The sequence below is a fragment of the Candidatus Zymogenus saltonus genome, from assembly GCA_016929395.1.
GTDB classification, from domain to species: Bacteria; Desulfobacterota; Zymogenia; order Zymogenales; family Zymogenaceae; genus Zymogenus; species Zymogenus saltonus.
In genome coordinates this window covers 1-25,676 of record JAFGIX010000042.1, presented here as the reverse complement: position 1 = coordinate 25,676, position 25,676 = coordinate 1, and the positions used below count along the sequence as shown (strand labels likewise).

The 25,676-nt window shown below is 52.6% G+C and carries 20 protein-coding genes; 14 read left to right on the top strand and 6 right to left on the bottom strand.

Features of this window, described 5'->3' with window-relative positions; genetic code table 11:
• Positions 1 to 438: 438 nt before the first annotated feature.
• From JW984_08460 to JW984_08440, 5 genes are all read left to right on the top strand, one after another.
• Positions 439 to 1,242, top strand: coding sequence for a hypothetical protein (locus JW984_08460; protein MBN1573211.1), 804 nt, complete (start codon positions 439 to 441; stop codon positions 1,240 to 1,242).
• 48 nt (positions 1,243 to 1,290) lie between these two features.
• On the top strand, positions 1,291 to 3,108 hold the full coding sequence (locus JW984_08455) for an acyl-CoA dehydrogenase (GenBank protein MBN1573210.1): 1,818 nt from the start codon (positions 1,291 to 1,293) through the stop codon (positions 3,106 to 3,108).
• 246 nt (positions 3,109 to 3,354) lie between these two features.
• Positions 3,355 to 5,610, top strand: coding sequence for a DUF262 domain-containing protein (locus JW984_08450; GenBank protein MBN1573209.1), 2,256 nt, complete (start codon positions 3,355 to 3,357; stop codon positions 5,608 to 5,610).
• Between the two features lie 234 nt (positions 5,611 to 5,844).
• Complete coding sequence (locus JW984_08445) at positions 5,845 to 6,012, top strand: hypothetical protein (protein ID MBN1573208.1); 168 nt, start codon at positions 5,845 to 5,847, stop codon at positions 6,010 to 6,012.
• Positions 6,013 to 6,043: 31 nt separating this feature from the next.
• Positions 6,044 to 6,742: an L-2-amino-thiazoline-4-carboxylic acid hydrolase gene (locus tag JW984_08440; protein ID MBN1573207.1), complete on the top strand. Its 699-nt coding sequence runs from the start codon at positions 6,044 to 6,046 to the stop codon at positions 6,740 to 6,742.
• Positions 6,743 to 6,752: 10 nt separating this feature from the next.
• Here JW984_08440 and JW984_08435 read toward each other — a convergent pair whose 3' ends face one another.
• Positions 6,753 to 7,142 carry a two pore domain potassium channel family protein gene (locus JW984_08435; GenBank protein ID MBN1573206.1) on the bottom strand — a complete coding sequence of 130 codons (390 nt, stop codon included), beginning with the start codon at positions 7,140 to 7,142 and terminating at the stop codon, positions 6,753 to 6,755.
• A 245-nt stretch (positions 7,143 to 7,387) separates the two neighbouring features.
• Between JW984_08435 and JW984_08430 the strand changes: the two genes are divergently transcribed.
• The 5 genes from JW984_08430 to JW984_08410 all read left to right on the top strand — a co-directional run bounded on the left by JW984_08430 (position 7,388) and on the right by JW984_08410 (position 15,556).
• On the top strand, positions 7,388 to 8,251 hold the full coding sequence (locus JW984_08430; GenBank protein ID MBN1573205.1) for an SPFH domain-containing protein: 864 nt from the start codon (positions 7,388 to 7,390) through the stop codon (positions 8,249 to 8,251).
• Positions 8,252 to 8,260: 9 nt separating this feature from the next.
• Positions 8,261 to 9,178 carry an NAD(+)/NADH kinase gene (locus JW984_08425; GenBank protein ID MBN1573204.1) on the top strand — a complete coding sequence of 306 codons (918 nt, stop codon included), beginning with the start codon at positions 8,261 to 8,263 and terminating at the stop codon, positions 9,176 to 9,178.
• Between the two features lie 262 nt (positions 9,179 to 9,440).
• Entirely contained in the window at positions 9,441 to 10,697 is a 1,257-nt protein-coding gene (locus JW984_08420) for an aspartate aminotransferase family protein (protein ID MBN1573203.1), read from the top strand.
• A gap of 239 nt (positions 10,698 to 10,936) precedes the next feature.
• Positions 10,937 to 13,537: a dehydrogenase E1 component subunit alpha/beta gene (locus tag JW984_08415; GenBank protein ID MBN1573202.1), complete on the top strand. Its 2,601-nt coding sequence runs from the start codon at positions 10,937 to 10,939 to the stop codon at positions 13,535 to 13,537.
• A gap of 366 nt (positions 13,538 to 13,903) precedes the next feature.
• The gene (locus JW984_08410; GenBank protein ID MBN1573201.1) at positions 13,904 to 15,556 is read left to right on the top strand and encodes an AMP-binding protein; all 1,653 of its coding nucleotides are present in this window, start codon (positions 13,904 to 13,906) and stop codon (positions 15,554 to 15,556) included.
• Positions 15,557 to 15,820: 264 nt separating this feature from the next.
• Here the strand turns inward: JW984_08410 and JW984_08405 are convergent, their stop codons facing one another.
• The 3 genes from JW984_08405 to JW984_08395 all read right to left on the bottom strand — a co-directional run bounded on the left by JW984_08405 (position 15,821) and on the right by JW984_08395 (position 20,420).
• The gene (locus JW984_08405) at positions 15,821 to 17,329 is read right to left on the bottom strand and encodes a hypothetical protein (protein MBN1573200.1); all 1,509 of its coding nucleotides are present in this window, start codon (positions 17,327 to 17,329) and stop codon (positions 15,821 to 15,823) included.
• Positions 17,330 to 17,578: 249 nt separating this feature from the next.
• Positions 17,579 to 19,093, bottom strand: a complete 1,515-nt coding sequence (locus JW984_08400; protein ID MBN1573199.1) for a hypothetical protein — start codon at positions 19,091 to 19,093, stop codon at positions 17,579 to 17,581.
• 160 nt (positions 19,094 to 19,253) lie between these two features.
• A complete protein-coding gene (locus JW984_08395) occupies positions 19,254 to 20,420 on the bottom strand; it encodes a hypothetical protein (protein MBN1573198.1) in 1,167 nt (388 codons plus the stop codon).
• 150 nt (positions 20,421 to 20,570) lie between these two features.
• On the opposite strand from JW984_08395, the gene JW984_08390 reads away from it, so the two are divergent.
• From JW984_08390 to JW984_08375, 4 genes are all read left to right on the top strand, one after another.
• Complete coding sequence (locus tag JW984_08390; GenBank protein MBN1573197.1) at positions 20,571 to 21,482, top strand: DMT family transporter; 912 nt, start codon at positions 20,571 to 20,573, stop codon at positions 21,480 to 21,482.
• 99 nt (positions 21,483 to 21,581) lie between these two features.
• Positions 21,582 to 22,154: a TetR/AcrR family transcriptional regulator gene (locus JW984_08385; GenBank protein MBN1573196.1), complete on the top strand. Its 573-nt coding sequence runs from the start codon at positions 21,582 to 21,584 to the stop codon at positions 22,152 to 22,154.
• 355 nt (positions 22,155 to 22,509) lie between these two features.
• Positions 22,510 to 22,971 carry a hypothetical protein gene (locus JW984_08380; GenBank protein ID MBN1573195.1) on the top strand — a complete coding sequence of 154 codons (462 nt, stop codon included), beginning with the start codon at positions 22,510 to 22,512 and terminating at the stop codon, positions 22,969 to 22,971.
• A 351-nt stretch (positions 22,972 to 23,322) separates the two neighbouring features.
• A complete protein-coding gene (locus JW984_08375; protein MBN1573194.1) occupies positions 23,323 to 23,949 on the top strand; it encodes a flavodoxin family protein in 627 nt (208 codons plus the stop codon).
• A gap of 62 nt (positions 23,950 to 24,011) precedes the next feature.
• Here the strand turns inward: JW984_08375 and JW984_08370 are convergent, their stop codons facing one another.
• Both JW984_08370 and JW984_08365 read right to left on the bottom strand, forming a co-directional pair.
• Positions 24,012 to 24,743, bottom strand: coding sequence for an alpha/beta hydrolase (locus JW984_08370; GenBank protein MBN1573193.1), 732 nt, complete (start codon positions 24,741 to 24,743; stop codon positions 24,012 to 24,014).
• Between the two features lie 26 nt (positions 24,744 to 24,769).
• The gene (locus JW984_08365; protein MBN1573192.1) at positions 24,770 to 25,228 is read right to left on the bottom strand and encodes a GNAT family N-acetyltransferase; all 459 of its coding nucleotides are present in this window, start codon (positions 25,226 to 25,228) and stop codon (positions 24,770 to 24,772) included.
• Positions 25,229 to 25,676 lie beyond the last annotated feature (448 nt).

Here is a 25,676-nt window from a genome sequence, read left to right as displayed (position 1 = left end):
GGAGGGGATAAAGAGGGCGGGGTGGGGATGGTCGTGTGCATATCGGTGGGTGGGGGAGAGAGGGGGATTTGGTCTATTCCGAATGTCTGTTAGTCCCAAGGATTTTATGATAATACGGCATTAATTGTTTTATAAGGCCCGCCTTTAAAACATTACTTCCGTATGTCCCTACATCTGTATTTTGTGGAGGTCTTAAGCTACAACCACTTTTCAATACCATTCGACAAAGTCTGTACGAAAAAAACCCGCCTATTAAAAATTCCCCAAAAGAAAATAAAAAATTGAATTTAACTCCCCAATCTGCTATTTTAGATCGAGAGATTTCCTGCAATGGCTAAAGTCATCCGAAAATCGGCGGGATGGTTATAAGGGGGCAAGTGGACGGGGCAGGGAACAAAACCCTCCGCTGTTGATAAAAAAGATTTGGGGAGCCGGCCTTTGACGGAAGACATCTTCTTTTACCTTTTCCCGAAGATCCTATTCGCCCTGTTTGTATTGGGGGCGCTCCTCATCCTTTTGTATACATACCGCTCCAGGGAGGAAAGGAGGCTTGCATTCGACCGTCTCGCCAGGGAGCTGGGGTTTACATCGGACGATCTCGAGATCAAGAAGACGGACGTGTTGTCCGAACCCCCCGGCTCCGGCCGCGGCGGAAGGGTAATGGGGGATATCATAATCTCGGCAATTCGTCTCTTCGGCCCCCAACTGAGCGTCGCAAGAAACGAGCTGAAGGCCATTCTATCGCACTTTCGGCTGTTCAGAGGTTTTTCCAGCGTCAGGATTGAAAACCTCCTGACGAAGGATTCCCGCGGCGGAAAGATATACCTCTTCGAGGGGCTTTTCAGAAAGAAGAGCAGCAACAGGTCATATTACCGAACGGCCTTTGCCGTAAATGAAGAAGGGCTCGATTTCCCCGAGTGCACCGTGGTCCCGGAAAAGCACGCCGACAGGCTTTACAGGTTCCTCGGCTTCATCGGGCTCGATCACAAAGATATCAACGTGGAGTTCGACCCGGAGTTTTCGTCGTCATACGTTGTCAGGGGGGCGGACGAGCTCAGGGTCAGGGAGATACTGAACGCCGGCGTCTGTCGGTGGTTCATGGGGCTGAAGGAGGACTATCCCCACTTCGAGAGCAAGGGGACGGCCTTCGCAATTTTTTTCGAGGGCAAAAAGTTAGAGATCGATGAGATCAAGACCCTCTTTTTTGCGGCGAGCGAGTTCCTTCGGATGTGGGTACACTAACGGCGGTTTATTGATAAATGATCTAATATTTTTTGAGAGGTGGCAGTCATGGCTGAAAAGTTCTACAGTGAGAGAAATCTGAAATTCCTGCTATACGAGGTCTTTAACATAGAAGACCTCACGAAGACCCCCTACTTCCAGGACCACAGCAAGGAGATGTTCGATATGGCGCTCGATACGGCGGCGAAGATAGGGCGGGATATGTTGTTCCCATACTACCTGGAGATGGACAGGGAGCCGCCGAGGCTGGAAGGAGGCGAGGTCAAGGTCCACCCGATGATAAGGGATTTCCTCAAGGAGTGCGGCGAGGGGGGATGGCTCTCCTCGATATTTTCGTACGATGTCGGCGGGCAGCAGCTCCCGATGACGCTCGGCTTTGCCTGCATCTTCATCTTTTCGGCGGCGAACTTCTCGGCGGCCGTCTACGCGGGCATGATTATGGGTGCCGCCCACCTGATCCTCTCATTCGGGACCGATATGCAGAAGGAGAAGTACCTCCCGCCGATGCTGGAGGGGAGATGGGGCGGGACGATGGCGCTCACCGAACCGCAGGCGGGAAGCTCCCTCGGCGACGTCACGTGCACCGCCTATCCTACCGAAGATGGTCATTATAAGTTGCGCGGCCAGAAGATATTCATCTCCGGCAGTGACTACGACTGCGTGGAGAACGTGGTCAACATGGTCCTTGCCAGGACCGAAGGCGCCCCGCCGGGGCTTAAAGGTCTGTCCCTGTTTCTGGTGCCTAAGCTCAGGATCGAGGGCGACGGGTCGCTCGTCAGAAACGACATCAACGTGACCGGGATGTACCACAAGATGGGCTACAAGGGGTGTCCCATCCTCCAGCTCAGCTTTGGGGACGACGACAACTGCCACGGCTACCTCGTCGGCGAGGAGAACAAGGGGCTCTTCCACATGTTCCAGATGATGAACGAGGCGAGGCTCATGGTGGGGGTGCAGGCGGTCGCCATCGCGTCGGCGGCCTACTACGCCGCCCTCGAATACACCAAGGAGAGGCCCCAGGGGAGGGACATCATGGAGAAAGACCCGATGAAGCCCCAGATCCCGATCGTCGAGCACGCCGACGTAAAGAGGATGCTCCTGTTCCAGCGCGCCGTCATAGACGGCTCCCTCTCCCTCATCCTCCAAAGCACGATGTACGAGGACCTGACGAGAAACGGGGACGACGGAAATATCAATGAGGACGTCGAGAGATACAAGTTCCTCCTGGACATCCTGACGCCGGTCGCCAAGACCTACCCCTCCGAGATGGGGATCCACTCGGTCAGCCAGGGGCTCCAGTGCTTCGGCGGCTACGGCTACTGCGACGAGTTCCCGCTGGAGCAGTACTACCGTGACGCCAGGATACACCCGATCCACGAGGGGACGACCGGCATCCAGGGGATGGACCTTTTGGGCAGAAAGGTGGTGATGAAGGACGGCAAGGCCTTCAAGTATTACCTGGAGGAGTTAGAGAAGACGATGGCGGAGGCAAACGGCATCGCCGACCTCAGGCCCTACGCCGAGAGGCTGGAGAACGCCGCGGCGAAGCTCAAGGACGTAACAGCGAGCCTCGTCGGCTTTGCCCTTAAAGGGGAGATAGAGAGGTACTTATCTGATGCCGTCCTCTATCTCGAGATGTTCGGGATAATCGCTGTGGCGTGGCAGTGGCTGAAGCAGGGGATCGCGGCAAGCAAGGTCCTCGCGTCGAAGCCGGCCGGGACGGACGTGAAGTTCTACGAGGGAAAGCTTATCACGATGAAGTTCTTCTTCCACTACGAGCTCCCGAAGATCGAGGGGCTGGCGGTGCGCCTTTTGGAGGAGGAGGGGATAACCACGAAGATGGAGGTCGACCACTTCACCGATTAGGTTTAAGATAAAAAATTTCATGTATGCGGAGGCGCCCGATACACGGTTGGGCGCCTCTTTTATCTTTGTAATAATTCCACTTTTTTTTTGTATTGACATGGTGGGTGGGGGGGGGGTAATCTGAGATGGGGGTTGGGGATTCGGATTTGGGTTTGTTTGGGATTGGATTTATAGTTGCTATAAAAGTCGTTTGTCTCAGTGGTTTTTTTCAGGGTGTGTAATTTATATAAGCCTTAAAGGAAGATCATGAGCGAAACAGTTTTTAAACAAGTAAACTACGATCTGAATGCTTTGGTTAAGTATATAGAATTAGGTGAGATAGGCCTACCCGACATTCAGCGCCCCTTTGTATGGAAAAATGCCAAAGTACGAGATTTGTTTGATTCTATGTACCAAGGCTATCCAGTTGGCTATTTGCTGTTTTGGCAAAACGGAATTTCTGATGATGCCCGCGTTATTGGCATAGATACCAAGCAAAAACTTCCTCGTTTACTGATCGTTGACGGCCAGCAACGTTTGACGTCCCTATATGCAGTTTTGAAAAATATCCCGGTTGTCCGCGAAAACTATAGTACTGAATTTATTCATATTGCATTTAACCCGATTTTGGAAAAATTCGAAGTAGCTGATGCAGCCATTCGCAGAGATAAGTCATACATCCCCGATATCTCCATATTGTGGAACAAGGATACGGATCTTTTTGAGATTGTTGACCGCTATCTTTCTGAATTGAAAGATTTACGCGAGGTCAACAGAAGTGAAGAAAAGAAGATAAAGAAGGCAATCTCAAAACTCCAGTCACTCTTGAGTTTTCCTTTTACTGCATTGGAGCTCTCGGCAAATATCAGCGAAGAGGATGTAGCTGATGTTTTTGTACGCATAAACAGTAAAGGTACACCGCTCAACCAGGCTGACTTTATTCTGACACTTATGTCGGTTTTCTGGGATGAAGGTAGAACCCAACTTGAACAGTTCTGCAGGGAGGCACGCAAACCATTAAGAAGGGATGTTTCACCATTCAATTATTTCATTCAACCTGATCCCGATCAACTGCTGCGGGTTAGTGTAGGAATTGGATTCAAGCGTGCGCGGCTCAGATATGTTTATTCCATGTTACGCGGAAAAGATCTGGAAACAGAACAATTCAGCGATGAGCGACGAGTTGAGCAGTTCGAAGTACTCAAAAAAGCTCAGGAACGCGTGATTAACCTCCTATACTGGCATGACTTCATGAATTGTATTTTGCTGGCAGGTTTCCGTAGTGACAGTATGATCAGTTCCAAGAACAATCTTCTTTTTTCTTACATCTTGTATCTCATGGGTCGAACCGAGTACGGTGTTGACGAATATCGCCTTCGTAGAATCATCGCGCGATGGTTTTTCATGTCCAGTATTACAGGACGTTTCACCGGTTCGTCGGAATCTGCTATGGAGTTTGATTTAGCACGCTTTCGCGAAGTGAAAGATGCGGATAATTTTGTGAACATATTAGGAAACGCCTGCGATCTGGCATTAACAGAAGACTACTGGAAAATAACCCTGCCTAATGACTTAGCAACATCATCGCCTCGCAGCCCTTCGTTATTTGCCTATAACGCTGCACTCGTGTTACTTGACGCTCGTGTTCTGTTTTCCAAATTGAAAGTTTCGGAACTGTTGGATCCGGTATTACAAGGGATTCGTAGTGTTGTAGAGCGACATCATCTTTTTCCAAAGGGCTATCTTGGGACTCTCGGTATTATAGATTTACGAGAAACAAATCAAATCGCTAACTATGCACTTGTTGAGTGGGGCGATAATAGTAAGATTATGGATCAATCTCCGGCTAAGTATCTACCAGGGATGATATCGCGTTTCGGGAAAGAAGAACTATCACGTATGTACCATTGGCATGCGCTACCAGGAAATTGGGAGCAGATGAATTATAGCGAGTTCTTGGAACAACGACGTGAATTGATTGCGCAGGTAATTCAGGAAGGTTATCTAACACTGAAGGTTGAACAACTTGGAGCAGCTAAAGATATACCTCTTTCCTTAAGCGATATAATCAAAAATGGAGAATCCAGTGAAGTTGAATATAAATCTACTTTACGAGTCAATCTTCATACTGGTAGCAGAGACCCAAAAATTGAATTGGCAACACTGAAAACAATTGCAGGATTTCTTAATTCAAATGGTGGTATTCTTACAATCGGTGTTGCGGATGATCAAACTCCTCTTGGCATTGATACTGATGGTTTTGAAAATGAAGACAAGATGAGCCTTCACCTTGTTAATTTGATTAATGATCGTATCGGACCGTCAAAGATGCAGTTTATACATGCACGCTTTGAAGATTATGATAGTTGTCGGGTCATGGTAATTGAATGCTCCAATGCTAAATCGCCAACATTTGTAAAAGATGGAAGTATTGAGCGTTTTTATATCCGAACTGGCCCTTCCACAACAGAACTAAGTGCCAGTCAAACTCAAGATTATATCAAACAAAGATTCAAGAGATAAAAAGGCGCTACACCAGACAGCAATCCACAGTACTTATATAATAGTCTATGTTTATAGTCTTTTGGTAGCATTTGTAAAAATCTTTGGCTCTCCCCCACCCCCAACCCCCATCCAAATAACCCCCTCCCACTCCACCCGCTCCTCGTCGGGACGCTGGTCTTCGTCTTCGGGCTTGTGTTCGCCCGGGCCGCCGCCGAATCGGGCGGCGCCTTAGCCATAGTCTACCGCGTGCTCATGGCGCCGTCCATGTCGGTGGCGCTCATCGAGTCGAAGCTCCTCGGCACTGAGCTCTCGACCGCAGCTGCCCTTACCCTTGCTCTTTTTCTCCACTACACCGCATATTTTATCGTTGTCCTCGTCATTCGTTTAGTGTATAAAAAGATAGTCGCTAAGACCAATTGACGTCCTTTTTGTTTATCTGCGGTCGCTTGAAATGAAATTGGAAAATCTCAAGAACTACGGCGTGGGTCTAAGCAGGCAGCTCAGCGCGCTGCCGTCGGAGGTGAAAAAGAGCGTCGCGAGGCTCGGCACGGAGATCATCTTCGACGAGGTCGGGTTCATGAGAATACCCAAGCTCATCGTGATCTACTTCGCGGAGAAGCGGCGGATGAAGAGGGTCGACCTCTCCCCCGTTAAGGAGATGGGGTTGGATGACGAGCAGTTCATAAGGGAGCAGATCACGCTCGCGGCGGTCTTCTCCGCGATAAAGAGGACGGCCGGGGCCGATAAGGCAAACGAGATTATTCGGCTGTTGAGCGAAAGGATCGGCGGGGATACGCTGGAATACGTCATGCCCGCGCCCGACGACTTCCTGGAATTTAAAAATCCATTCCACGCGTTTAGGGACTACCTGACATCGGTCGCCGAGGGTGACAACAGGGAGGGGTGCCACCGCGTCGAGATAGTCGAGAACACGGGCGACAACTTCCAGATGAACATCACCTACTGCGTCTGGTACGACATATACAGGAGGCTGGGCGTCCCGGAGGCGTGCCTCGTCAGCTGCTACTCGGACGAGGTCCTGCTCCCCAATTACCTTAAGCCGCTGGGCGCCAGGTTCGTGAGGACGGGCACCATCGCCGGGGGCGCTCCCGTCTGCGACTTCAGGTTCGAGCGAACGGCGAAGAAATAGCCGTCGGCCCCTAATCCACCTTCCCCTCTTTCTTAGCCTTCTTCTCTTTCTTCTTGGCCTCTCTTATGGCCCTCTTCTCCTCTTTCGCCGCGATCGTTGTTCGGGCGACCTTGTCGATGAACATTATCAGAATGCCTATCCCGATGAAGATGTAGATTATCGTGAATATCTTCGATATCGGCTTCGTGGGCGCCAGGTCGCCGTACCCGATCGTCGTCAGCGTAACCACGCTGAAGTAGAGGGAGTCGATGAATTTCCATCCCTCCGCCTTGTGGTAGAAGCCCGTTCCGCTCATCAGCGTGAAGATCACGAGATAAAGAAGGCCGCGAAACTCCGGGTCCTTGAGGCCCCTAAAGATCGTCCTTACGAAACGGATCACCATAGTGATAAAGGCCAACATTATGGGCTCCCCTTGACATGTCTGATTAAAGCTTACAATTTCCGTATAATAATAGATAGGTATTGGATAATGTGTCAAGGTTAATCATGCGATTGGGAGGAGGATTACAGCCGAAGTTTGGAATTGCATATGGACGGGATATAAGTTAAAATATCGTTGGTTTTCCGAAAAAAGTAGATGTTAAGAAAGAAAATGCACAAATAAGGCTTAAACGCCGACTCAAAGCCAAATATAAGGGAGGACTAATGTTTGGGATACACTATTTCAAGGCGGAGCCGACCGAGTTCGTTAGGATAAGGATCGGAAGGAGGGTCAAGAAGGAGGGCGAGGGGATCTCCGGGTACTACCTGCCCTACAGGACGACCGTGGAGATGGTCTCCGTGGCGGCGATCGACCAGCCCTTCTACTTCAAGGAATTCAGCAAAGACAACCAGGAAGTCGACATCCAGGGGGGATTCATATTCAGGGTCTCGAGTCCCAAGAGGGTCATCGAGACGTACAATTTTTCCGTAGATCCGACGACCAAGGAGTACCTGACCGAGGATTCCATGAAGCTCCCGGAGCATATCCTGCAGCTTATCAAGGGTAAGACGAGAAACATCGTTCAGGAGACCCCGCTGGCGAAGCTCCTACTGATGGGGGACAAGCTGGCCAAAGATATTATCGAAGGGCTGGGTAGGGAGGAGATATTCAGTGATATGGGTATTGATCTCAGGAGCCTCTACTTCGCCTCCATCAGGCCGACCCCAGAGATAGCGAAGGCCCTCGAGGCGGAGTACAGGGAACAGCTTCTTCAGAAGGCGGACGAGGCGATATACGCGAGAAGGGCGCAGGCGGTGGAGAATGAGAGGGTAATCCAGCAGAACGAGATGAAGACAAAGATCGAGCTGGAGCTTAAACGTAAGGAGCTGGTGGAGCTGGAGGGGAAGAACATAATCCAAAATGCGGAGTACAGGGCTCAGGCCAAGGAGAGGGAGCTAAAGGTCTACGATAAGCTCGGCGCCGATAAGATCACGGCCCAGGCGCTTTTGGCTATAGGCGAGAACGCCGAGAAGATCGGAAACCTCACCATAACCCCGGATCTCCTGGCGCAGCTGTTGAAGAAGTAGACGGTCGAGATGGAAATAAAGAAGATCGTAGTCGTCAAGAAAAAGACGATGCTCGAGGGGCTTCTGGTCAGGCACTCCACCGCATCTCAGGCCAGGTTCTATATCACCGCTTCGGGTCACTCCTACAGCTCCTACGAGGAGGCCCACAGCGTCTACAAGAGGGGCCTTAAGGAGACGCTCTCCAATATCCCCAAGAAGACAAGGTCCCAAGTGGTCGACAAGGAAGACCTGGCGAACTTCCAGTTCGGGGAGAGCGACCTTGTCGTCGTCGTGGGGGACCCAGGCCTCTTTATAAACGTGGCGAAGTACGTAGGGGGGCAGCCGGTGATCTCGGTCAACCCGGACGAGAAGAGGTTCGACGGCGTCCTCGCCACGTGCAACGTGGCCGGATTTCCTAAGGTGCTCCATACGGTCCTCATGGGGGACGCGAAGATGGAACCGTTGACGATGGCGGAGGCGGCCCTCGACGACGGGCAGACGATGAGGGCCTTAAACGACCTCTTCATCGGGAGGAGGACCCACGTCTCGGCCCGATACACTGTCGAGTACGGGGGGGCCAAGGAGGAGCACTCCACCAGCGGGATAGTTGTCTCGACGGGGACCGGGTCTACCGGGTGGCTGGTCTCGTTCAAGACGTGGGCCGAGAAGGTCTCCGGGGCCAAGTACCCCTACGACGTCCCCTTTGGGAGGGACCAGGCCCGCCTCCTCTTCAACGTCAGGGAGCCGTTTCCTTCAAAGGTCACGGGGACCGGGATAGTCCACGGGGTGGTGACAAAGGGGAGCCCCCTTGTCATCAAGTCCAACATGCCGGAGGAGGGGGTGATATTCGGAGACGGTATAGAGAAGGACTACCTCCAGTTCACGTCCGGGAGGACGGCCACGATCAGCCCCTCGGAGAGAAGGGTCTATCTAGTAAGGGACGGATAGCGGTTGGTTCCCCTCCGTTGATAAAAGGTGTTGCCCAATGACCGCCTCGGAAGGCCCGGCCCCTTCGACGTTTTTCAAAAAGTATTTTCTAAAGATGTTTCCCTTAAGATATTTCCCCCTCTTGGCTTACCAACGTTCTATACAATAATTTTGACTTTTCGTGCGATGTATAGTAACTTAAATTGCAATATAACGTAATTTTCAAATATCTGTCTGAAAGGTGTTTAAGATGAGCGATGGAATAGTATCCGATGTTTTGAAGATGGAGCAGAAAAAGGACGACATCGTGGAGCTTGCCGCCCGCTACGTGTGCCCCGGGAGGGTGGAGACCTTCAAGATGCTGGGCACCGTCCCGGTGATGGGCCGCAGGGAGGGGAACTACTTCTGGGACCTCGACGGCACAAAGCTCTTCGACGTCCACATAAACGGGGGAACCTACAACCTGGGGCACAGAAACCCGGAGATAGTGAAGACCCTTAAAGAGGCGGTCGACCAGTACGACATCGGAAACCACCACTTCGCCAGCATCGCAAGATCCAAGCTTGCCGAGAGGCTTGTCGCCTTGACTCCCGGAAATATGAAATACGTAGTCTTCACCCCCGGCGGAGGAGAGGCGATAGATATTACGATCAGGACTGCGAGGAAGTTCACCGGCAGAAGGAAGATCGTCGCCTTCAAGGAGGCGTATCACGGCCACGGCGGCCTCGGCCTTCGGGCCGGGGGCTATGCCGACCTCGCAGACTTCTTCCTCTCCGGTGGGCCGAAGGGGGAGTTCGATCTCGTACCCTTTAACGACATTGAGGCGATGAAGGACGCCCTGAATGGGGACGATGCGGCGGCGGTCTTATCCGAGATGATCCCGGCCACCAGCGGCTTCCTCATGCCCTACGATGAATATTTCCCGGAGGTGAAAGACCTTTGTGAAAAGCACGGCGCCCTCTTTATCGCAGACGAGGTGCAGACCGGGCTGGGGCGCACCGGCAAGGTCTGGGCCTGCGAGGGCTACAAGGTAAAGCCGGACATGCTGGTCACCGGAAAGGGGCTCTCGGGAGGCGTATATCCCATTGCCGCGGCGCTCCTTTCGGAGAAGGTCGCCGGGTGGATGATGGAGGACGGCTGGGGACACTCGTCCACCTTTGGCGGCTCGGAGCTCGGCTGTGTCATCGCGCTTAAGGTCCTCGAGATCTTGGAGAGGTCGGGGGTACTCGAGAACGTAAACGCAATGTCGGAGCTCGTCGCAAAGGGATTGGCGGAGATCAAGGGGCGTCACCCGTTTTTGGCCGAGGTAAGGCAAAACGGCCTCGTCATCGGGCTTCGCTTCGACAACCCCTACGGCGGCATGATGATGGCCGCCTGCAGCTTCGAGTCGGGGCTGTGGGCCTTCCCTGCCGGCTTCGACAGGTCGGTGCTACAGTTCAAGCTCAACATCCTGGTAGACAAGGCGGCCTGTGAGGAGGCGCTCTCTCTCCTCGAAAAGGCGATCGAGCTATGCGAAGAGAAGTTTCTCAAGGGGAGCTGATGCCTCCTCCACATGGGGGAGGAGTATTTTTCGCCCCGATTTTTTAGTCGGGACACGGCTGTTTGAGCGGGCTGCTTTCCTCTTTTTCTCGGCGTCACCGCTGTTCAAGGCAGGCCTAATAGACTCTGTTTCGTGAGCGACTCTTACGCCGATCCCCTAAAAAAAACAGGGGCGATATATAATATCAAGTCCGAATTATTGCCTTTAATATTTTAACCTGAATTACAAGGAGTCTTAAAATGTGGCCGTTTAAGGACAGAGACGAAATGGTCGGCGTCCTATCCTCGCTTTGGGACAAGATATTAAACGACAAGGTGATAGTCGATTCGGTCTCCTCGGTAAAAATCCTCGTCAAGTTCCGCCTGAAAGACCCGGACGCTAACCTCTACATAGACACCCGGGGCGATTTACCCCGTTATTTCTGGGACCCGGAAAACCCGGACGACCCCGATATGGATCCCGATGTCGAGATGATCCTATCGGCGGAGACCAGCCACAAGTTCTGGATGCAGGACATCAACGTGCCTTTGGCCATCGCCGGAAGGAAGATAATCGCCAAAGGCTCCGTCCAGAAGGCGCTGAAGCTCCTCCCTGCCCTGAAGCCCGCTTTCGCCCTGTATCCCGGAGTTCTGAAAGAGTGCGGCAGGGATGACCTGTTGACGGCGCCGGAGAAGGGGAAAAAGAGAAAAAGGAAAGGGAGGTTATGGAAAAGGGGAAAAGGGGTCAAGAGGGGGACATACGATACGAAGCTCCTTCCGGAGTTTCCCCTCGAACTTGTAGAAAGGGGGGGTGAAATCCCCAGGGCAAAGGTGAACGCAAAGCTCAGGAAGGCGACAGAGACCGATATATTGAAGAACATGTGTCTGATAAGGGCCTTCGAGGAGCACCTGTCGGCAGCCTTCAGGGACGGGGTACTTCCCACGGAGGCGATCCACCTCTCGATAGGGCAGGAGGCGGTGGCAACCGGCGTCTGTCTGAGCCTGAGGGACAGCGACTACGTCAACACCACCCACAGGGGGCACGGGCACATCATAGCGAAGGGTGCCGACGTGAAGAAGATGATGGCGGAGATATACGGGAAGGCGCCAGGGCTCTGCGGCGGGAAGGGGGGCTCTATGCACGTCACCGACGGGACGAGGGGGGTTCTTGGCGCGAACGGGATCGTGGGGGCGGGCTACCTCCTGGCGATGGGGGCGGGACTCACCATAAAGATGCAGAACATCGGGAAAAAAGAGAAGAGGGACGACATCTCGGTCGTCTTCGCCGGAGACGGCTCGGTGAACCAGGGGATGTTTCATGAGGCGGCGAACATGGCCTCGGTCTTCGGGCTCCCGGTTCTCTTCGTCATCGAGAACAATCTCTACGGGGAGTTCACCTCGGTGGAGAATCACTCGGCGGTGCCGGAACTCTACAGAAGGGCGGCGGCCTACGGGATGGAGGCGGTCAGGATCGACGGAAACGACGTGGTAAAGGTGATGAAGGGTGTGAGTGATATGATCGAAAAGATCAGAAAAGACTCAAAGCCCCGCCTCGTAGAGCTTCTGACCTACCGGTGGCATGGCCACATGGAGGGAGACCCCCAGCTCTACCGGGAGGAGAAGGAGAGGGAGGCCTACAAGAAAAAGTGTCCCATCCTCCGCTTCGAGAAAGACTTGGTAAAGAGGGGGGCCATGACAAAGGAGGATGTGGAGAGCATAAAGAGGGAGGCGGAGGCCGTAGTCTCGGAGGCGGCGGAGTTCTCCGAGAGCGCCAAAGTGCCCGAGCCGAAGTCGCTGATGACCCAGGTCTACACCCCGGAGGAGAAGTCCCTTTTTACAGGGTCTTTCGGCAAGCTCACCACAGGCGGGTTCGACAAGCTCACCACAGGCCGTGAGGTGTCGATGTCCCAGGCGATAAACGAGGCGCTGGCCGAGGAGATGGAGAGGGACAAGAACGTCTTCGTCTGGGGGGAGGACGTGACTCTGGGGGGCTACTTCAATGTCACCGACGGCCTCGTGGAGAGATTCGGCAAGGATAGGATCATCGACACCCCCATCTCGGAAAACGGGATCATCGGGGGCGCTGTGGGGGCCGCGATAACAGGGCTTCGTCCCGTGCCGGAGATACTCTTCTCCGACTTTCTGACGTGTGCGATGGATCCGATATTGAACCAGGCGGCGAAGATCAGGTACATGACCGGGGGGCAGGTTTCGGTCCCCATGACGATAAGGACTCCTGTGGGCTCCGGCATAGGGATGGCCGCCCAGCACTCCCAGTCGATGGAGCGGTTTTTCTTCGGCATCCCGGGTCTCATCGTGGTCGCCCCGTCAGACGCCTTTACCGCCAAGGGGATTTTGAAGGCGGCTATAAGGTCTAACAACCCGGTTATATTCTTCGAGCACAAGCTGCTATACGCCGAGGCGGGAAAGGTTCCGGAAGGTGACTACACGCTTCCCATCGGGAAAGCGAGGGTCGTGAGGGAGGGGGACGATCTCACCATCGTAACCCACCTCTTAGGGGTGGGGGTGTCCCTCAAGGCGGCGGAGATCCTCTCCGATAATGGAATCGAGGCGGAGGTGATCGACCTCGTAACCCTCTACCCGATGGATATGGAGACGGTCCTGAAATCTGTCAAGAAGACCGGCCGTCTGGTTGCGGTGGAGGAAGGAAATCCGACCGGAGGGATAGGGTCGGAGGTGATAGCTAAGACGGTGATTTGCGGGCACGGGCTCCTCTCCCAAAACCCGATAAGGATAGCCGCGGGGGAGACCCCGATACCTTACGCATCGAATCTGGAAAACCTAATGATCCCGAATCCCGAGAAGATAGCCGAGAGGATCGAGGCTGAGCTCGGTAGGTAGGCCGGCTGGATTGATACTCCAAAGGGAATGGAGACAAGGCGGCGGGATGACAGGGTCGGGTTGATTACACGACGTGCTCTCGAACAAAGGCCGGATTTTTGACGCTTTTTGAAGCCTCGTCACCTTGGGCGGCTTGTGGTACGCCCTCGCCGGATTGGAGGGCGGTTTCCCGTCGAAGCTAGGCTGCATCGGTTCGATTGATAAACAATATACAAAGCGCCGTTCCAAAGGCGGCGGTAAAATTCTTCTTGTATAACAAAACATAATAATATAGTATGAACTGTGAAAACAAACAATGTTTTTAAGAACATGTGTAAAGAAAGGAGAGGCCTATAGCTAACCAATAACCGTTTTATGGAGGAAACTATGTCCAAGGAATCTTACCAAAAATTCGATCCATCCTGGGGGGTCAATCCCATACCTCCCGTTCCCGAAGCCCCCCTTTACAAGCCGATGCAGGATTCCGCCAAAAAATTTCCAGATAAGCCGGCAGTGATCTTTCTGCACCACGAGACCACCTACAGGGAGCTTGACGACCTGAGCGACCGCTTCGCCCAGACCTTAATCGAGATGGGGATAAAAAAGGGTGACAAGGTGGCGACTATGCTTCCCAACTGTACTCAGCACATCATCGCCTTTTACGGCATTGCGAAGGTCGGGGCTGTCGCGGTTCCCTTTAACGTGATGCTCAAGGCGGACGAGGTCAAGTACATCCTAGACGAGTCGGAGGCAAAGGTCTTTGTGGGGATAGACCTCCTGTATCCGGTGGTGCAGCCCGTTCTGGAGGAGCTTAAGATATCCAACGTCATATTAGTTCACATAAAAGATTTTTCAGCCCCCACGGCGAAGCTTCCCCCCCTCCTTCAGATGGACAAGAGCGTGCCCGAGGGCATGCTCGATTTCATGGATGTGATAGCAAAGGACAAGGGCAAGCCCCCGGAGCCGGATCTGGACTTCAAGGAAGACCTCGCAATGCTCCTCTACACATCAGGGACCACAGGCTTCCCGAAGGGGGCCATGATAACCCACTACAATTTCAACGCCGCAAGCGTGGTGGCGGACGTTCTGGGCATCAAGGAAGACGACGTTTTTCTAATGCTCTTTCCTCTCTTTCACATTGCGGGCTACGCCCTGGGGCTCCTCCCCGCGATGAGCTTCGGATGCACCACGGTTCCGGTCCCGAAGTTCGAGCCGGATGATATGATGGACGTAATCCAGCGCTTCGGCGTAACCGTCCTCTTTTCACCGCCCACAGGTTACATTGCCCTTTTGAACTACCCGGACTTCAAGAAGTACGACCTGTCAAGCATAAGGGTGACCGTGGCGTGCGGGGCGCCTGTGCCGCCCCCCCTCCAGAAGGAGTGGGAGGAAAAGGTCGGGTCTTATCTCTACAACGGGTACGGCTGTACGGAGACCATGGCGACGTCCCCCGGAATAATCGAGTTCGAGAACAAGAGGAAGTTTCAGGGCGAAACCCTGGGAGCCACGACGGCGGAGCTCAAGATAGTGGACGAGGAGGGTAAAATCGTCCCGAGGGGAACCGTGGGGGAGTTCGTCCACCGGGGGCCGGGGGTGGCGAAGGGGTACTGGAAGAAGCCGGAGGATACGAAAAAGCAGTTCACGAAGGACGGCTGGTGGCATTCCGGCGACGCCGGATATATGGACGAAGACGGCTTTGTCTATTTCGTCGAGAGGATAAAAGACCTCATCATCGCCTCTGGCTACAACATCGCTCCGGTGGAGGTGGAAAACTACATCTATGAGCACCCTGCGGTGGAAGAGGTGGGGGTCGTGGGCGTATCCGACGAGTATCGGGGCGAGACGGTAAAGGCGTATATAATTCTGAAGGAGGACTACAGGGGGAAGGTCACCGAGGAGGAGATTATCCAGTTCTGCAGGGAGAAGATGGCCGTTTACAAGGCTCCAAAGATCGTGAAGTTCGTAGACGAGATCCCAAAGACCATGACCGGAAAGGTCCTGAGGAGGGTACTAAGGGAGATGCACGAAAAGGGCGAATGAGAGATAAACGAGACATGGATTGAGGGACTCCGGGGGGGTGAAGGGCTCTTTTTATGTGGATAGTAATATTCGCCCCCCGGTTTTGAGGTCAGGGGGGAAGGGGAGGAAGTGTGTGGGAAAAGATAAGAGTGTTGTTGTATTAACACATTTTTATTGATTTAGTATATTCAATAAAAAGCCCCCGAGTTTAACAGCCGGGGGCTTTTTTTAGATTTAAGTCTAATGATCTCTAACTACTCAGAACTCATTAGACTATGGAATTCCTTAGAATTCATACAGCAACTGGTTTGTAATGGACCAGATCTCTCCCCAGTCTCCGCGGGAGCCGTCGGCCTTCTCGTAATCCCATGAGTCGCCGGTGAAGAGCACGCCCGCGCTGAGCGAATAGGTCAGGCCCTCCATGATCTCGTAGGAGAAGCCGAAGTCAAGCTCCCAGCCGAGGTCATCGTCGGCGTCCCAGGACTGGTAGAAGTAATTTCCGTACCAAGACGCAGGATGCGGATACGCGCTCCCCTTGGCATTAACTATAGCCGCCCTGGTTCCCACCAAGTTCTTGCCCACATCCTCGGTCCACTTCGCCCAGGTTATCGAGGCGTTCAGCGTCAGTTTTTCGACCGGGCATATCTCGAAGTAGAGCTTTACCGCGGTGATGTTCTCGATGTTGTTATTGTCATCAAAGGGACCCCTGCCAGCCCTCCAGATCGAGTTTGTGCCGGCATTCCCCACAATAATCTGGTTAAAGGTAAACTTGTCGGCGCTGATGTAGTTCATGTTTATGTTGTCGTAGGTAGGCCTGTTCCACCAGTGATGCTGGCCGCTCCCCATGATAAACGCCACGCCGACCCTGAGGAGGTCGTTGTAGTAGGAGACGTCGGCGTAGACGTTCCAGCCGTTTATTGAGTAGCTTATCGGGTAATTAGCTGTTGGGTTAAGGAGACCCGGACCAACGTGACGTGTGGCATGGCCGAAGATGTAGCTGTTCTCGATCGCTATGTCGATCATATCGGCGATGTTGCCCGTGTAGGCGATGCCCGTAAAACCAATGACAGCGCTGGCGTCACCAAAGCTATTCCACCTGGCGGCCAATGAGTTCCATAAAGAACCGCCAACAATATTGCCCCAGGCATCTGAATCGATGAGGGCTCCGCCGAAGAGCTCGATCACGTGCTTCTCTGCGGGGGTTATCTTCAGGTTCATGGCGTAGAGGTCGGCATCCCAGTTGTACCAGGCAGTGTTGGAACCAGCGGAAATCCCATCCGAAACCTTTGCATAAAGGACGGAAAGGGCAACAGGGCCCCAGGCGTTCGCCCAGCGGGCGCCGGTAAGGCCGATGGTTCCGTCCCCCTCATCGCTGAACGCGAGGCCGTAGCCGTAGGTCTCGTTGAATTTGCCCACTGTAAAGGTACCGATCTGAGGAAGCGTGAACTCGATGTAGGCCAGATTGATGAAGTTGCCGGCGGCGCTGTTGTTTATCCTCAGGTTTCTCTGCTGTCCCCAGGTGTCCTCGACGATATCGAACCTGATTACGGCCTTCAGGAACTCGCTCCTCGTGTGAGTGATTGTGAGACGGAACCTCTGGTCGAACCAGCCGTCGTACTGGGCGTTGTCATGTCCCGGAAAAAAGTTGTTTTGATCTTCCAGCTTCTTGTCGAAGTTGTACTCGTTCCAGGCCCTGACCCGGTATTGACCTTTAAACGTGGTTTCCGCCGCAAACGCGGCAAGGGCCGTCGCAACGAAGACTACGGTCAGGACTAATGCTAAAAATCTCTTCATTCAAACCTCCAAATTATTGAAATTGATATGAAAAAATACACTACATTTAGTAAAAAATATCAAAATATGGGGGAGATGTCAAGAAAAAAATTAAAATATTTTAATAAAAAATCACGATAATATTTTAAGGTTAAACGAAAAAAATGGTTAAATTAGAGGAAACTACAGGAAGGTAAGATAATAAGGATTTGATTCAATAAAAAATACCCGGCGGTTGCCCACCGGGGATTTTTAAGAATATGTGAAATCTTAGAACTTGTAGGTGAGAACATTGGTGACAGACCAGATCTCGCCCCAGTCTCCCCTTGTGCCGTCGGCCTTCTCGTAATCCCATGAGTCGCCGGTGAAGAGAACGCCCGCGCTGAGCGAGTATGTCAACCCCTCCATGATCTCGTAGGAGAAGCCGAAGTCGACCTCCCACCCAAGGTCGTCGTCCGCATCCCACGACTGATAGTTGTAGTTGCCGTAGTTCGCCGCGGGGTGTGGATACGCGCTCCCCTTGGCGGTAACAAGAGCCGCCCTGGTGCCCAAATTGTTCTGTCCAACATCCTCTGTCCAATTCGCCCAGGTGACCGAACCGTTCAGCGTCAGCTTCTCGACGGGGCAGATCTCGAAGTAGAGCTTTACTGCAGTGATGTTCTCGATGTTGTTGTTATTGTCGAAGGGCCCCCTGCGGCCTCTCCAGATCGAGTTTGTGCCGGCGTCACCGACGATAATCTTGTTAAAGGCAAATTTGTCGGCGCTGATGTAGTTCATGTTGATGTTATTGTAGACATTGTCGTTCCAGTAGTGGTGCTGACCGCTCCCCATGATGAAGGCCAGGCCGACCCTGAGGAGGTCTTTGTAGTAGGAGACATCGGCGTAGACGTTCCAGCCCGTTATAGAGGCGCTGTCAACAGCCGAGACTGCCGAGGTTGCAAGGCCTGCGCCATAATGCCTTGTGGCATGTCCAATGATATAGCTGTTCTCGATTGCTATATCGATCATGTCGGCAATATTACCCGTGTAGGCAAAGCCCATAAAACCAATGTCTGCGCTATAATCGGCACCAGAGACGAAGTTCCAAGTTGCGGCCCATGAGTTCCTATACACACCACCGAGTCCGCTATCGCGGGTGGCGTCGTTGTCCTGGAGATATCCGCCGAAGAGCTCGATCACGTGCTTCTCCGCGGGGGTTATTTTCATTCTCATAGCGTAGAGGTCGGCATCCCAGTTGTACGAAATCGGCTGTGCCGTGGATACCCTGTCCGCCACCTTCGCGTAAAGGACGGAAACCGCGACAGGACCCCAGGCGTTCGCCCAGCGGGCTCCGGTGAGGTTGATTGTCCCGCTGCCGTCGTCGCTGAATGCGAGCCCGTATCCGTAGGTCTCAGGGAACTTACCGACGGTGAACGTACCGATCTTGGGGAGCGCAAACTCGATGTAGGCCAAATCGATGAAGTTGCCGGCGGCGCTGTTGTTAATAAGCAGGTTTCTCTGCTGTCCCCAGGTGTCCTCCACGAGATCGACCCTGATTACGGCCTTCAGGAACTCACTCCTCTTGTGGGTGATCGTCAGGCGGAACCTCTGGTCGAACCAGCCGTCGTACTGGGCGTTGTCATGTCCCGGAAAATTGTTGTTTTGATCTTCCAGTTTCTTGTCGAAGTTGTACTCGCTCCATGACCTGACTCGATAACTGCCGGAAAACGTGGTCTCCGCCGCAAAGGCTGTAAAAGCAACGGCGACAAAAACAACAGCTAAAGTCATTGTTAGAAACTTTTTCATTCAAACCTCCTGAATACATTTAAAGGTTGGACTTACTGACATTAACAGCCTCAATTGCGGAAAATGTATCAGGATGTTAATAGAGAGTCAAGAAAAAAGTTCAATGATTACAATAATTTACACTACCTATACACAAAATATACAGAATAATCACATAACTCTATATTTTTAGAGGATAATTCCCGTATTCTTCTATCGCCTCCATCATCCAACTCATGTTTTCGACCCTTATATCGGCATGGGAGTTGCAGGGGCCGAGAATCAGGTTGCCGTTCTTGCCCCCCTCTTTTATCGAATCCTTGACGTGAGCGAAGACCTCCTCCCTTGTACCGTGGGACAACACGTGGGCGATGTCGAGGTGTCCCAAGAGCGCCATATCCTCGCCGATCTCCGCCCTTACGTCGGCGAGGTTTACGTTCGCTGTGGGCTCCAGGGAGTGCTGTCCGTCAAATCCCCACTTCTTGTAATATTTCAAAAGGGGTATCGTCCAGCCGTCGGTGTGGATCACCATCGGGACCCCCTTCTTGTGGGCGTGATCCGTAATCTCCCTGTACGGCTCCCCGAAGAGCTCGTCCATCGTCTTCGGGTTGACCATCGGGCCCGATTTATATGCCTGGTCGTCGGATACGATAAAGCCGGGAAGCCCGGCGTCTATCGAAGCGTCGACGCACTTCAGGTACATGTTCTTGTTGTACTCGATGAGCTCCTCCATGAATCCCCGCTCCTTTTTCAGGAGCCGGGAGAAGGTGTTGAATCCGAAGGGCTGCCAGGCGTTCTCGAATAATCCCATGAATAGGGACCCGAAGATGTAGATATCGTCGCCGAACTCCCTGTTGATCAGGACGTTGAACTTGAACATCTTCTCCGGAAGCGCCTCCCAGTGTTTCTTGTTGAACCTCCTCCAGTCGTCCGGGGTCCTGAAGGTACCCTCAACGAACATGGGCGTGTCCATATTCCCGTAGCCGTCGTCGGTGATCTTGTAGAGCCTTCCGCCGTAGACGTCCGTCATGAACTTCGAGTTTTTAAACCGAAAGATATTTGCGTAGATGTTCCACGTTGAGTCGAAGCCCATCTTGACGTCCGACTCGGTCTTTTTCAGCATGAACTCGGTGACGTCCTTGTCGAAGACCTCCATGTAATTCAGAAGCGGGGATGTAAAATCGATGATCTTCGCGGTGACGGGATTGATAAGGTATTTGTAGGTGTTCACCGGTATCTCGTTCAAGGAATCGTAGACGTATTTTTGTACGTCCATGCACGATATTGTCGGGACCCTGTCCGGCTTCTTGTGATTTAAGGCCGCCTCGACCCGTTCCTTCTTGTTCATATGTGCCCCCTTTGAGTAATAAAAAAAAATATTTTAAATTTTATCATCAAAATGTATTACGCGCAAACTATTCATGAGGAAATTACACGGTAATACCACGCTTAATAATATCTCCTTTACTTTCTTCCCGTCAGGTGATATAAATCTCCGATGTCACAAAAGCCAATGGACCTCAGGGGCTCGGCCATGGCGGTGATTCTGAGCATCATCTTCGGGTCGAACGCCCTTGCAATCAAGGTATCGCTGATCGGGATACCCCCCGCCGCGTCCGCCGCAATACGCTTTATAATAGCGTCGCTCATTTTCTACACCTACGCCAGATTCAAGAAGATGGAGCTTGCTATGACGGCGAGGCAGTGGGGACACGTGGCGGTCCTCGGATTCTTATTCGGGGTGCAATTCACGATTTTCTACGCCGGTGTGAATTACACCACCGTCTCCCGCGCCGCAATCCTGATGAACACCCAGCCGTTTTTTGTAGCCATTCTCGCCCACTTCTTCCTCGTGGACGACAGGCTCAACTTGAGGAAGATCGTTGGGATACTCCTGGCCTTTGCGGGAGTCTTGATCCTGTTTTACCGGAGTGGAGGGGAGGGAGCTTCGGAGCATAATTGCCTCTTGGGCGATCTTCTGGTGCTTATCGCCGCGATCAGCTGGGCGTCCCAGACAATCTATATTAAACGATGGCTCGATGAATGGGAAAGTCTCCACCTCGTGCTTCACCCGATAGCGATAGGGATAGTCGTCCTCTGCATATCCCACCTCATCTTCGAGCGAAACATAATGCTTGTGCTTAACAGGGAGGTCGTTGTCTCCATCCTCTACCAGTCGGTCTTTGTGGCTGGGATGGGCTACTTGGCCTGGACAAACCTCCTTTTGAGATACAAGGCCACCCACCTGTCCGCCTTTATCTTCCTGATGCCCCTTTCCGGCGTGCTCCTTGGAACGATCTTTATGAAAGACCCTGTGACGGCGCGGTTGATAGGGGGGCTTGTATTAATCGTCATCGGCATCCTCGTCGTAAACATCAGGCCGAAGGAGTTCTTCCTCGTTCAGGAATAGCGGTCTTTAAAAAAATGGCCCATCAGCCATTTTTTTCTTGACAAACTATACTGAAAGGACTATATTAGTATAGAAAGTACATAGGGGATTATTACGGCTGTGAAGGTAAACGACAAATATATTGAAGAGAGGATATTGGAGAGGACAGCGGAGCTAATCAGCCGGATGGGTCTCAAGGGCTGGAACATGGACACCCTCGCCTCTGAGGCGGGTCTTGCAAAAAACACCCTCTATAAGATCATCGGCTCCAAGGAGGAGCTGGTGGAGAGGGTGGCGAAGAGAAGCATCAGGAGCGTCCAGTCTCGCCTCGTTGAGATCATCGATGGGGAGGGGGAATATGTGGATATTTTAAGGAGGATGATCACCGAATTCCCAATCCTCTTGAGCGCCGTCAGGGCTGATTCGATGCGGGAGATATTTCTCGAATACCCCGCAGTGGAAAAGGGAGTCAGGGTGCACCAGGACGAGCTGACCGATCGGGTCTTAGATTTTATCGAAACGGGGATAGAGAAGGGTATATTGAGGGGGGACGTTACAGCGGGTTTCATCTTCGACCTCCTGAGGGCGATAGTGATTTTTCACATCGGGAGCGGAGCGGGAGCGGTGGGAGACGAGCTCTCGAAAAGGATCGGTCTCTCCTTCGACTGCCTCTTCAATGGGCTGAAGGTGTAGTTTTTTTTGACTTTAAAATGAACTATATAGACATTATTAGTATAATAAGTATAGCATGTTGGTTGATCAGTATTTAGGGGTGATCGTGATTAAAGGAGTTAAGAAAACAAATTTCATTCGACTGGGAAGCCGGGTATTAAGACTATACTGTCATTCCCGCGGAAGCGGGAATCCAGTTTGATATTTTTCTGGATTCCCAGTCAAGCTGGGAATGACAGAATATGTTCCCTGTAGTACTGGAAAAGACAAGATAGAAATAGGGTGAATTGTATTAGATGCTTTAACGAAGGAACGAATTTTGAAAAGTGCTGATTCCAAAATTTTTAGTGTGGGTTTATATCATAGGAGGAACGAGATGAAACCGAATCCCCCCTTTTTAATCTTTCTAAGCTTTTTAATGGCGAACTTCTATCTCCTCTCGGGCCGTCTCCACTTCCCGAGGGAGAGGATCGGCGAGAAGATCAAGATAGATGACAAGGCCGAGTTTACGGTCTTCAGGCAGGCGTATCTCAACCCGCCGAGATCGGAGAACGGAAAGCCTCCCGGCGCGAGGTTTGTGGTTCGCTTTCACGTGGAGAAGATGTCGCCCGAGGTGAACAAGGTCTTCTCCCTTTTCACCATACCATTCTTCGCGGGTCTTGAGGGCTTCAGGTCAAAGATATGGCTTCTGGACGAGGCGGGCGGCGACTGCATGGGGATATACGAGTGGCAGACGGTCGAGGACGCAAGGAACTACTCCGAGTCATTTGCCATGAGATTCATGACCAATCGGTCGGTTGAGGGCTCGGTCTCGTTCGAGATAAAACCGATAAATTGAAACATCAAATGTCATTCCCTTGGGAAGCGGGGTACTAAGACTATATCGTCATTCCCGTGAAAACGGGAATCCAGAAAGATATTCACTGGATTCCCGATCAAGTCGGGAATGACAGCATATATTCCTGGTCAAGCTGGGAATGACAGCATAAGTTCCCATTCGAGTTGGGAATTACAGTATTGATTCCCGATAAAGTTAGGGATGACACTCTGGATTCCCAATCGTGTTGGGAATGACAGTATGGATTCTCAGTGGTGTTGGGAATGACAGAATGGAAATAAAATAAAAAAATATCAGATATTTTAAAAGGGAATCAAGTTTAGAATAACCTCTTATTATAGGAGTTTGAAAATGAACATTCTATCCATTAACGGGAGTTCAAGAAAGAAGGGGAACACCGCCTTTGCCGTGAGGCTTTTGACTGATCGAATCTCGGGCGAAAACGACAGTGTAAGGCACATCGATCTTGCCGACCTCAAGATGTCGGTGTGCACCGGCTGCTACGGCTGCGAGCCGAAGAAGAGGTGCGTAATCGACGACGACTTCCAGGTCGTCTTCGACGAGATGATGAGGGCTGACGTTATCGTCTTCGGGACGCCGGTCTACGTGGCGAAGGAGTCGGCCCTTTCCAGCATCTTCTTCGAGAGGTGCAAGGCCTTCATCTCCCACGTCGAGGGGGAGGGGAGGGAGGGGGATACGATGTTCAGGCTCTACCGGGACGTGAGGAGGGAGAAGGGGAACATACCCGTGATGCCGAAGTCCCGCCTCCCGAAGGGGAAGAGCGCCTACCTCGTGGTGACTCAGTATCAGATATACCCCTTCGAGAACGTAATGAACCTATGCTCTCTGGTCTTTAACCTTTTAGGGATCGAGGTGAGGGGGCGGTGGTTCGCAACGGAGTGCCTGGAGGCGGGAGATCTGAAGGGGAAGATAGGAAGGGAGGGCCTCCCGGTGGAGATCCTCGAGGCGACGGCGTGATCAATGGCCGATCATCCTTGTTTGCCTTTATCGCATGGGGGGCGGGGTGAGGGATTTTGACGCTAAAATATCTCTTTGAGAAAATCCGTCACGTGACTCCTGAACTCGTCCCTCGCCTCCGCCATAAGGTGGTGGCCAACGTCGGGAAGGGTGACGAGCCTCGAGTTCTTGATATTCTCGGCGAGGTAGGCGGAGAACTTGGCCGGCATCATGTAGTCCGCCTCACCGCACATGACCAGCGTCGGCGCCTTGATCTCGTTAAGCCTCTCCCTGGAGTCGAAGCTGCTACAGGCGGTGAAGTCACAGTTAGCCACCTCCGGCCTTATTCGGGCCGCTATCTCCCTGTGCCTTGCGATTACGGCCCTCTCCGCCTTCGGGCCGTAGGCCATCTCCCCCGCCATGTCGAGGAATTTCGCGTAGTCGGTCATGATCGTCTCGAAGATGATCGGGGCGCAGGGGAGCTTTGCCCCGGTCCCGAGGAGCACTAGGCCGGAGACGGCTTGCGGGTAGTCGAGGGCCAGCGCCTGGGCGACGGCGCCCCCCATCGAGCTTCCCACGGCGACGGCGGTAGAAAAGCCGGCAAGGTCCATCGCCCCCTTGACGAAGCGGGCGTACTCGAAGGCGTCGGTCGACCCCTCGCCGCCGGTGGCCCCCCGCCCCGGGAGGTCCATCGTCATGGTGTTGTACCGGCGGGAGAAGTACTGAGCGTCGTCCCTCCATATCTCTCCCGAAGACCCAGCCGGGTGGATGAAGACGACCGAACCCTTGGCCCCCTCTTTTTTCATCAACAGCATATTATATTAATCCTCGTTAGATACATTTAAAGGTCCTTGTGGTAGATCGACTCTTCATAGCCCTTTTTAGTCTTCACCACCTCGAGGTACGTCCACCCCTCCTTCTCGTAGAGGGCGTCGGCGGTGTGGGTGTAAAGGTACAGTCGGGAGACGCCCGCCTCTTTGGCGGCGGCCTCGGCGGCGCGGATTAGCTGTCTCCCTATCCCCCGGCCGCGGTAGTCGGGCGTGACGATGAAGGACGCCAGCCACGGGTTGAGGTCGGGGCGCTCCGGGAGATCGTCGAGTTTCAACGACACCGACCCCACCGGCATGGTGTCCTCGATTGCGATAAGCGTCGTGGGGACGGCGGCGTACCGCATCCTCTTCTGGTATCTTACAATGATGTCGTCGAAGGGGAGCTCGCCCGTGTGCCACTCCCTGTAGTTCCAGTACGCCACGATAGGCAGGTACTGGGGGTAGTCCTTCAGGTACTTAATCTCCGCCACGTTTTTTTCCTTCCTCCTCGCAGATTTTGTTCAATCTTTCAATTTTTCTTTCGATAGTTATAATATCTTGAGTAATCCCCATTTTTTTAAACCTCTTTTTCAATTGAAAAAGTGGCTTATGCTATCACTTCCAAGGAGAAATATCAACGCATTTGTTAAGAAGGGCGTTAAACCTATTTAGGTTTTGAGATAATCGTTGTCTCGGGCCGGGCTGCGTGGTCAGCCTCAGAACCCAAGCCACAAAAAAACGGGCCATAAGCCCGCAGAACTCTCAAAAACACAGTCATTTACAAATTGCCATCTCCCCCAATCTAAACCAACCACCCAATCCCCTAAAACAATACCACCGATCCATATTAAATAAACTGTAAAAGTCAAGCACCTTCCGTACAGTATGTCCTCTCGGGGCCGCCGATTTAGGCGGCTTCCTTTGGTATCTCGTTTCTTT

Excerpts from the sequence above, each read along its gene's own strand:
- JW984_08425 (MBN1573204.1), top strand. The coding sequence starts at position 8,261 with ATGGAAATAAAGAAGATCGTAGTCGTCAAGAAAAAGACGATGCTCGAG.
- JW984_08370 (MBN1573193.1), bottom strand. The coding sequence starts at position 24,743 with ATGCTGTTGATGAAAAAAGAGGGGGCCAAGGGTTCGGTCGTCTTCATC.
- JW984_08455 (MBN1573210.1), top strand. The coding sequence starts at position 1,291 with ATGGCTGAAAAGTTCTACAGTGAGAGAAATCTGAAATTCCTGCTATAC.
- JW984_08405 (MBN1573200.1), bottom strand. The coding sequence starts at position 17,329 with ATGAAGAGATTTTTAGCATTAGTCCTGACCGTAGTCTTCGTTGCGACG.
- JW984_08390 (MBN1573197.1), top strand. The coding sequence starts at position 20,571 with ATGTCACAAAAGCCAATGGACCTCAGGGGCTCGGCCATGGCGGTGATT.
- JW984_08395 (MBN1573198.1), bottom strand. The coding sequence starts at position 20,420 with ATGAACAAGAAGGAACGGGTCGAGGCGGCCTTAAATCACAAGAAGCCG.
- JW984_08430 (MBN1573205.1), top strand. The coding sequence starts at position 7,388 with ATGTTTGGGATACACTATTTCAAGGCGGAGCCGACCGAGTTCGTTAGG.
- JW984_08435 (MBN1573206.1), bottom strand. The coding sequence starts at position 7,142 with ATGTTGGCCTTTATCACTATGGTGATCCGTTTCGTAAGGACGATCTTT.
- JW984_08375 (MBN1573194.1), top strand. The coding sequence starts at position 23,323 with ATGAACATTCTATCCATTAACGGGAGTTCAAGAAAGAAGGGGAACACC.
- JW984_08410 (MBN1573201.1), top strand. The coding sequence starts at position 13,904 with ATGTCCAAGGAATCTTACCAAAAATTCGATCCATCCTGGGGGGTCAAT.
- JW984_08445 (MBN1573208.1), top strand. The coding sequence starts at position 5,845 with ATGGCGCCGTCCATGTCGGTGGCGCTCATCGAGTCGAAGCTCCTCGGC.
- JW984_08400 (MBN1573199.1), bottom strand. The coding sequence starts at position 19,093 with ATGAAAAAGTTTCTAACAATGACTTTAGCTGTTGTTTTTGTCGCCGTT.
- JW984_08380 (MBN1573195.1), top strand. The coding sequence starts at position 22,510 with ATGAAACCGAATCCCCCCTTTTTAATCTTTCTAAGCTTTTTAATGGCG.
- JW984_08450 (MBN1573209.1), top strand. The coding sequence starts at position 3,355 with ATGAGCGAAACAGTTTTTAAACAAGTAAACTACGATCTGAATGCTTTG.
- JW984_08420 (MBN1573203.1), top strand. The coding sequence starts at position 9,441 with ATGGAGCAGAAAAAGGACGACATCGTGGAGCTTGCCGCCCGCTACGTG.
- JW984_08415 (MBN1573202.1), top strand. The coding sequence starts at position 10,937 with ATGTGGCCGTTTAAGGACAGAGACGAAATGGTCGGCGTCCTATCCTCG.
- JW984_08440 (MBN1573207.1), top strand. The coding sequence starts at position 6,044 with ATGAAATTGGAAAATCTCAAGAACTACGGCGTGGGTCTAAGCAGGCAG.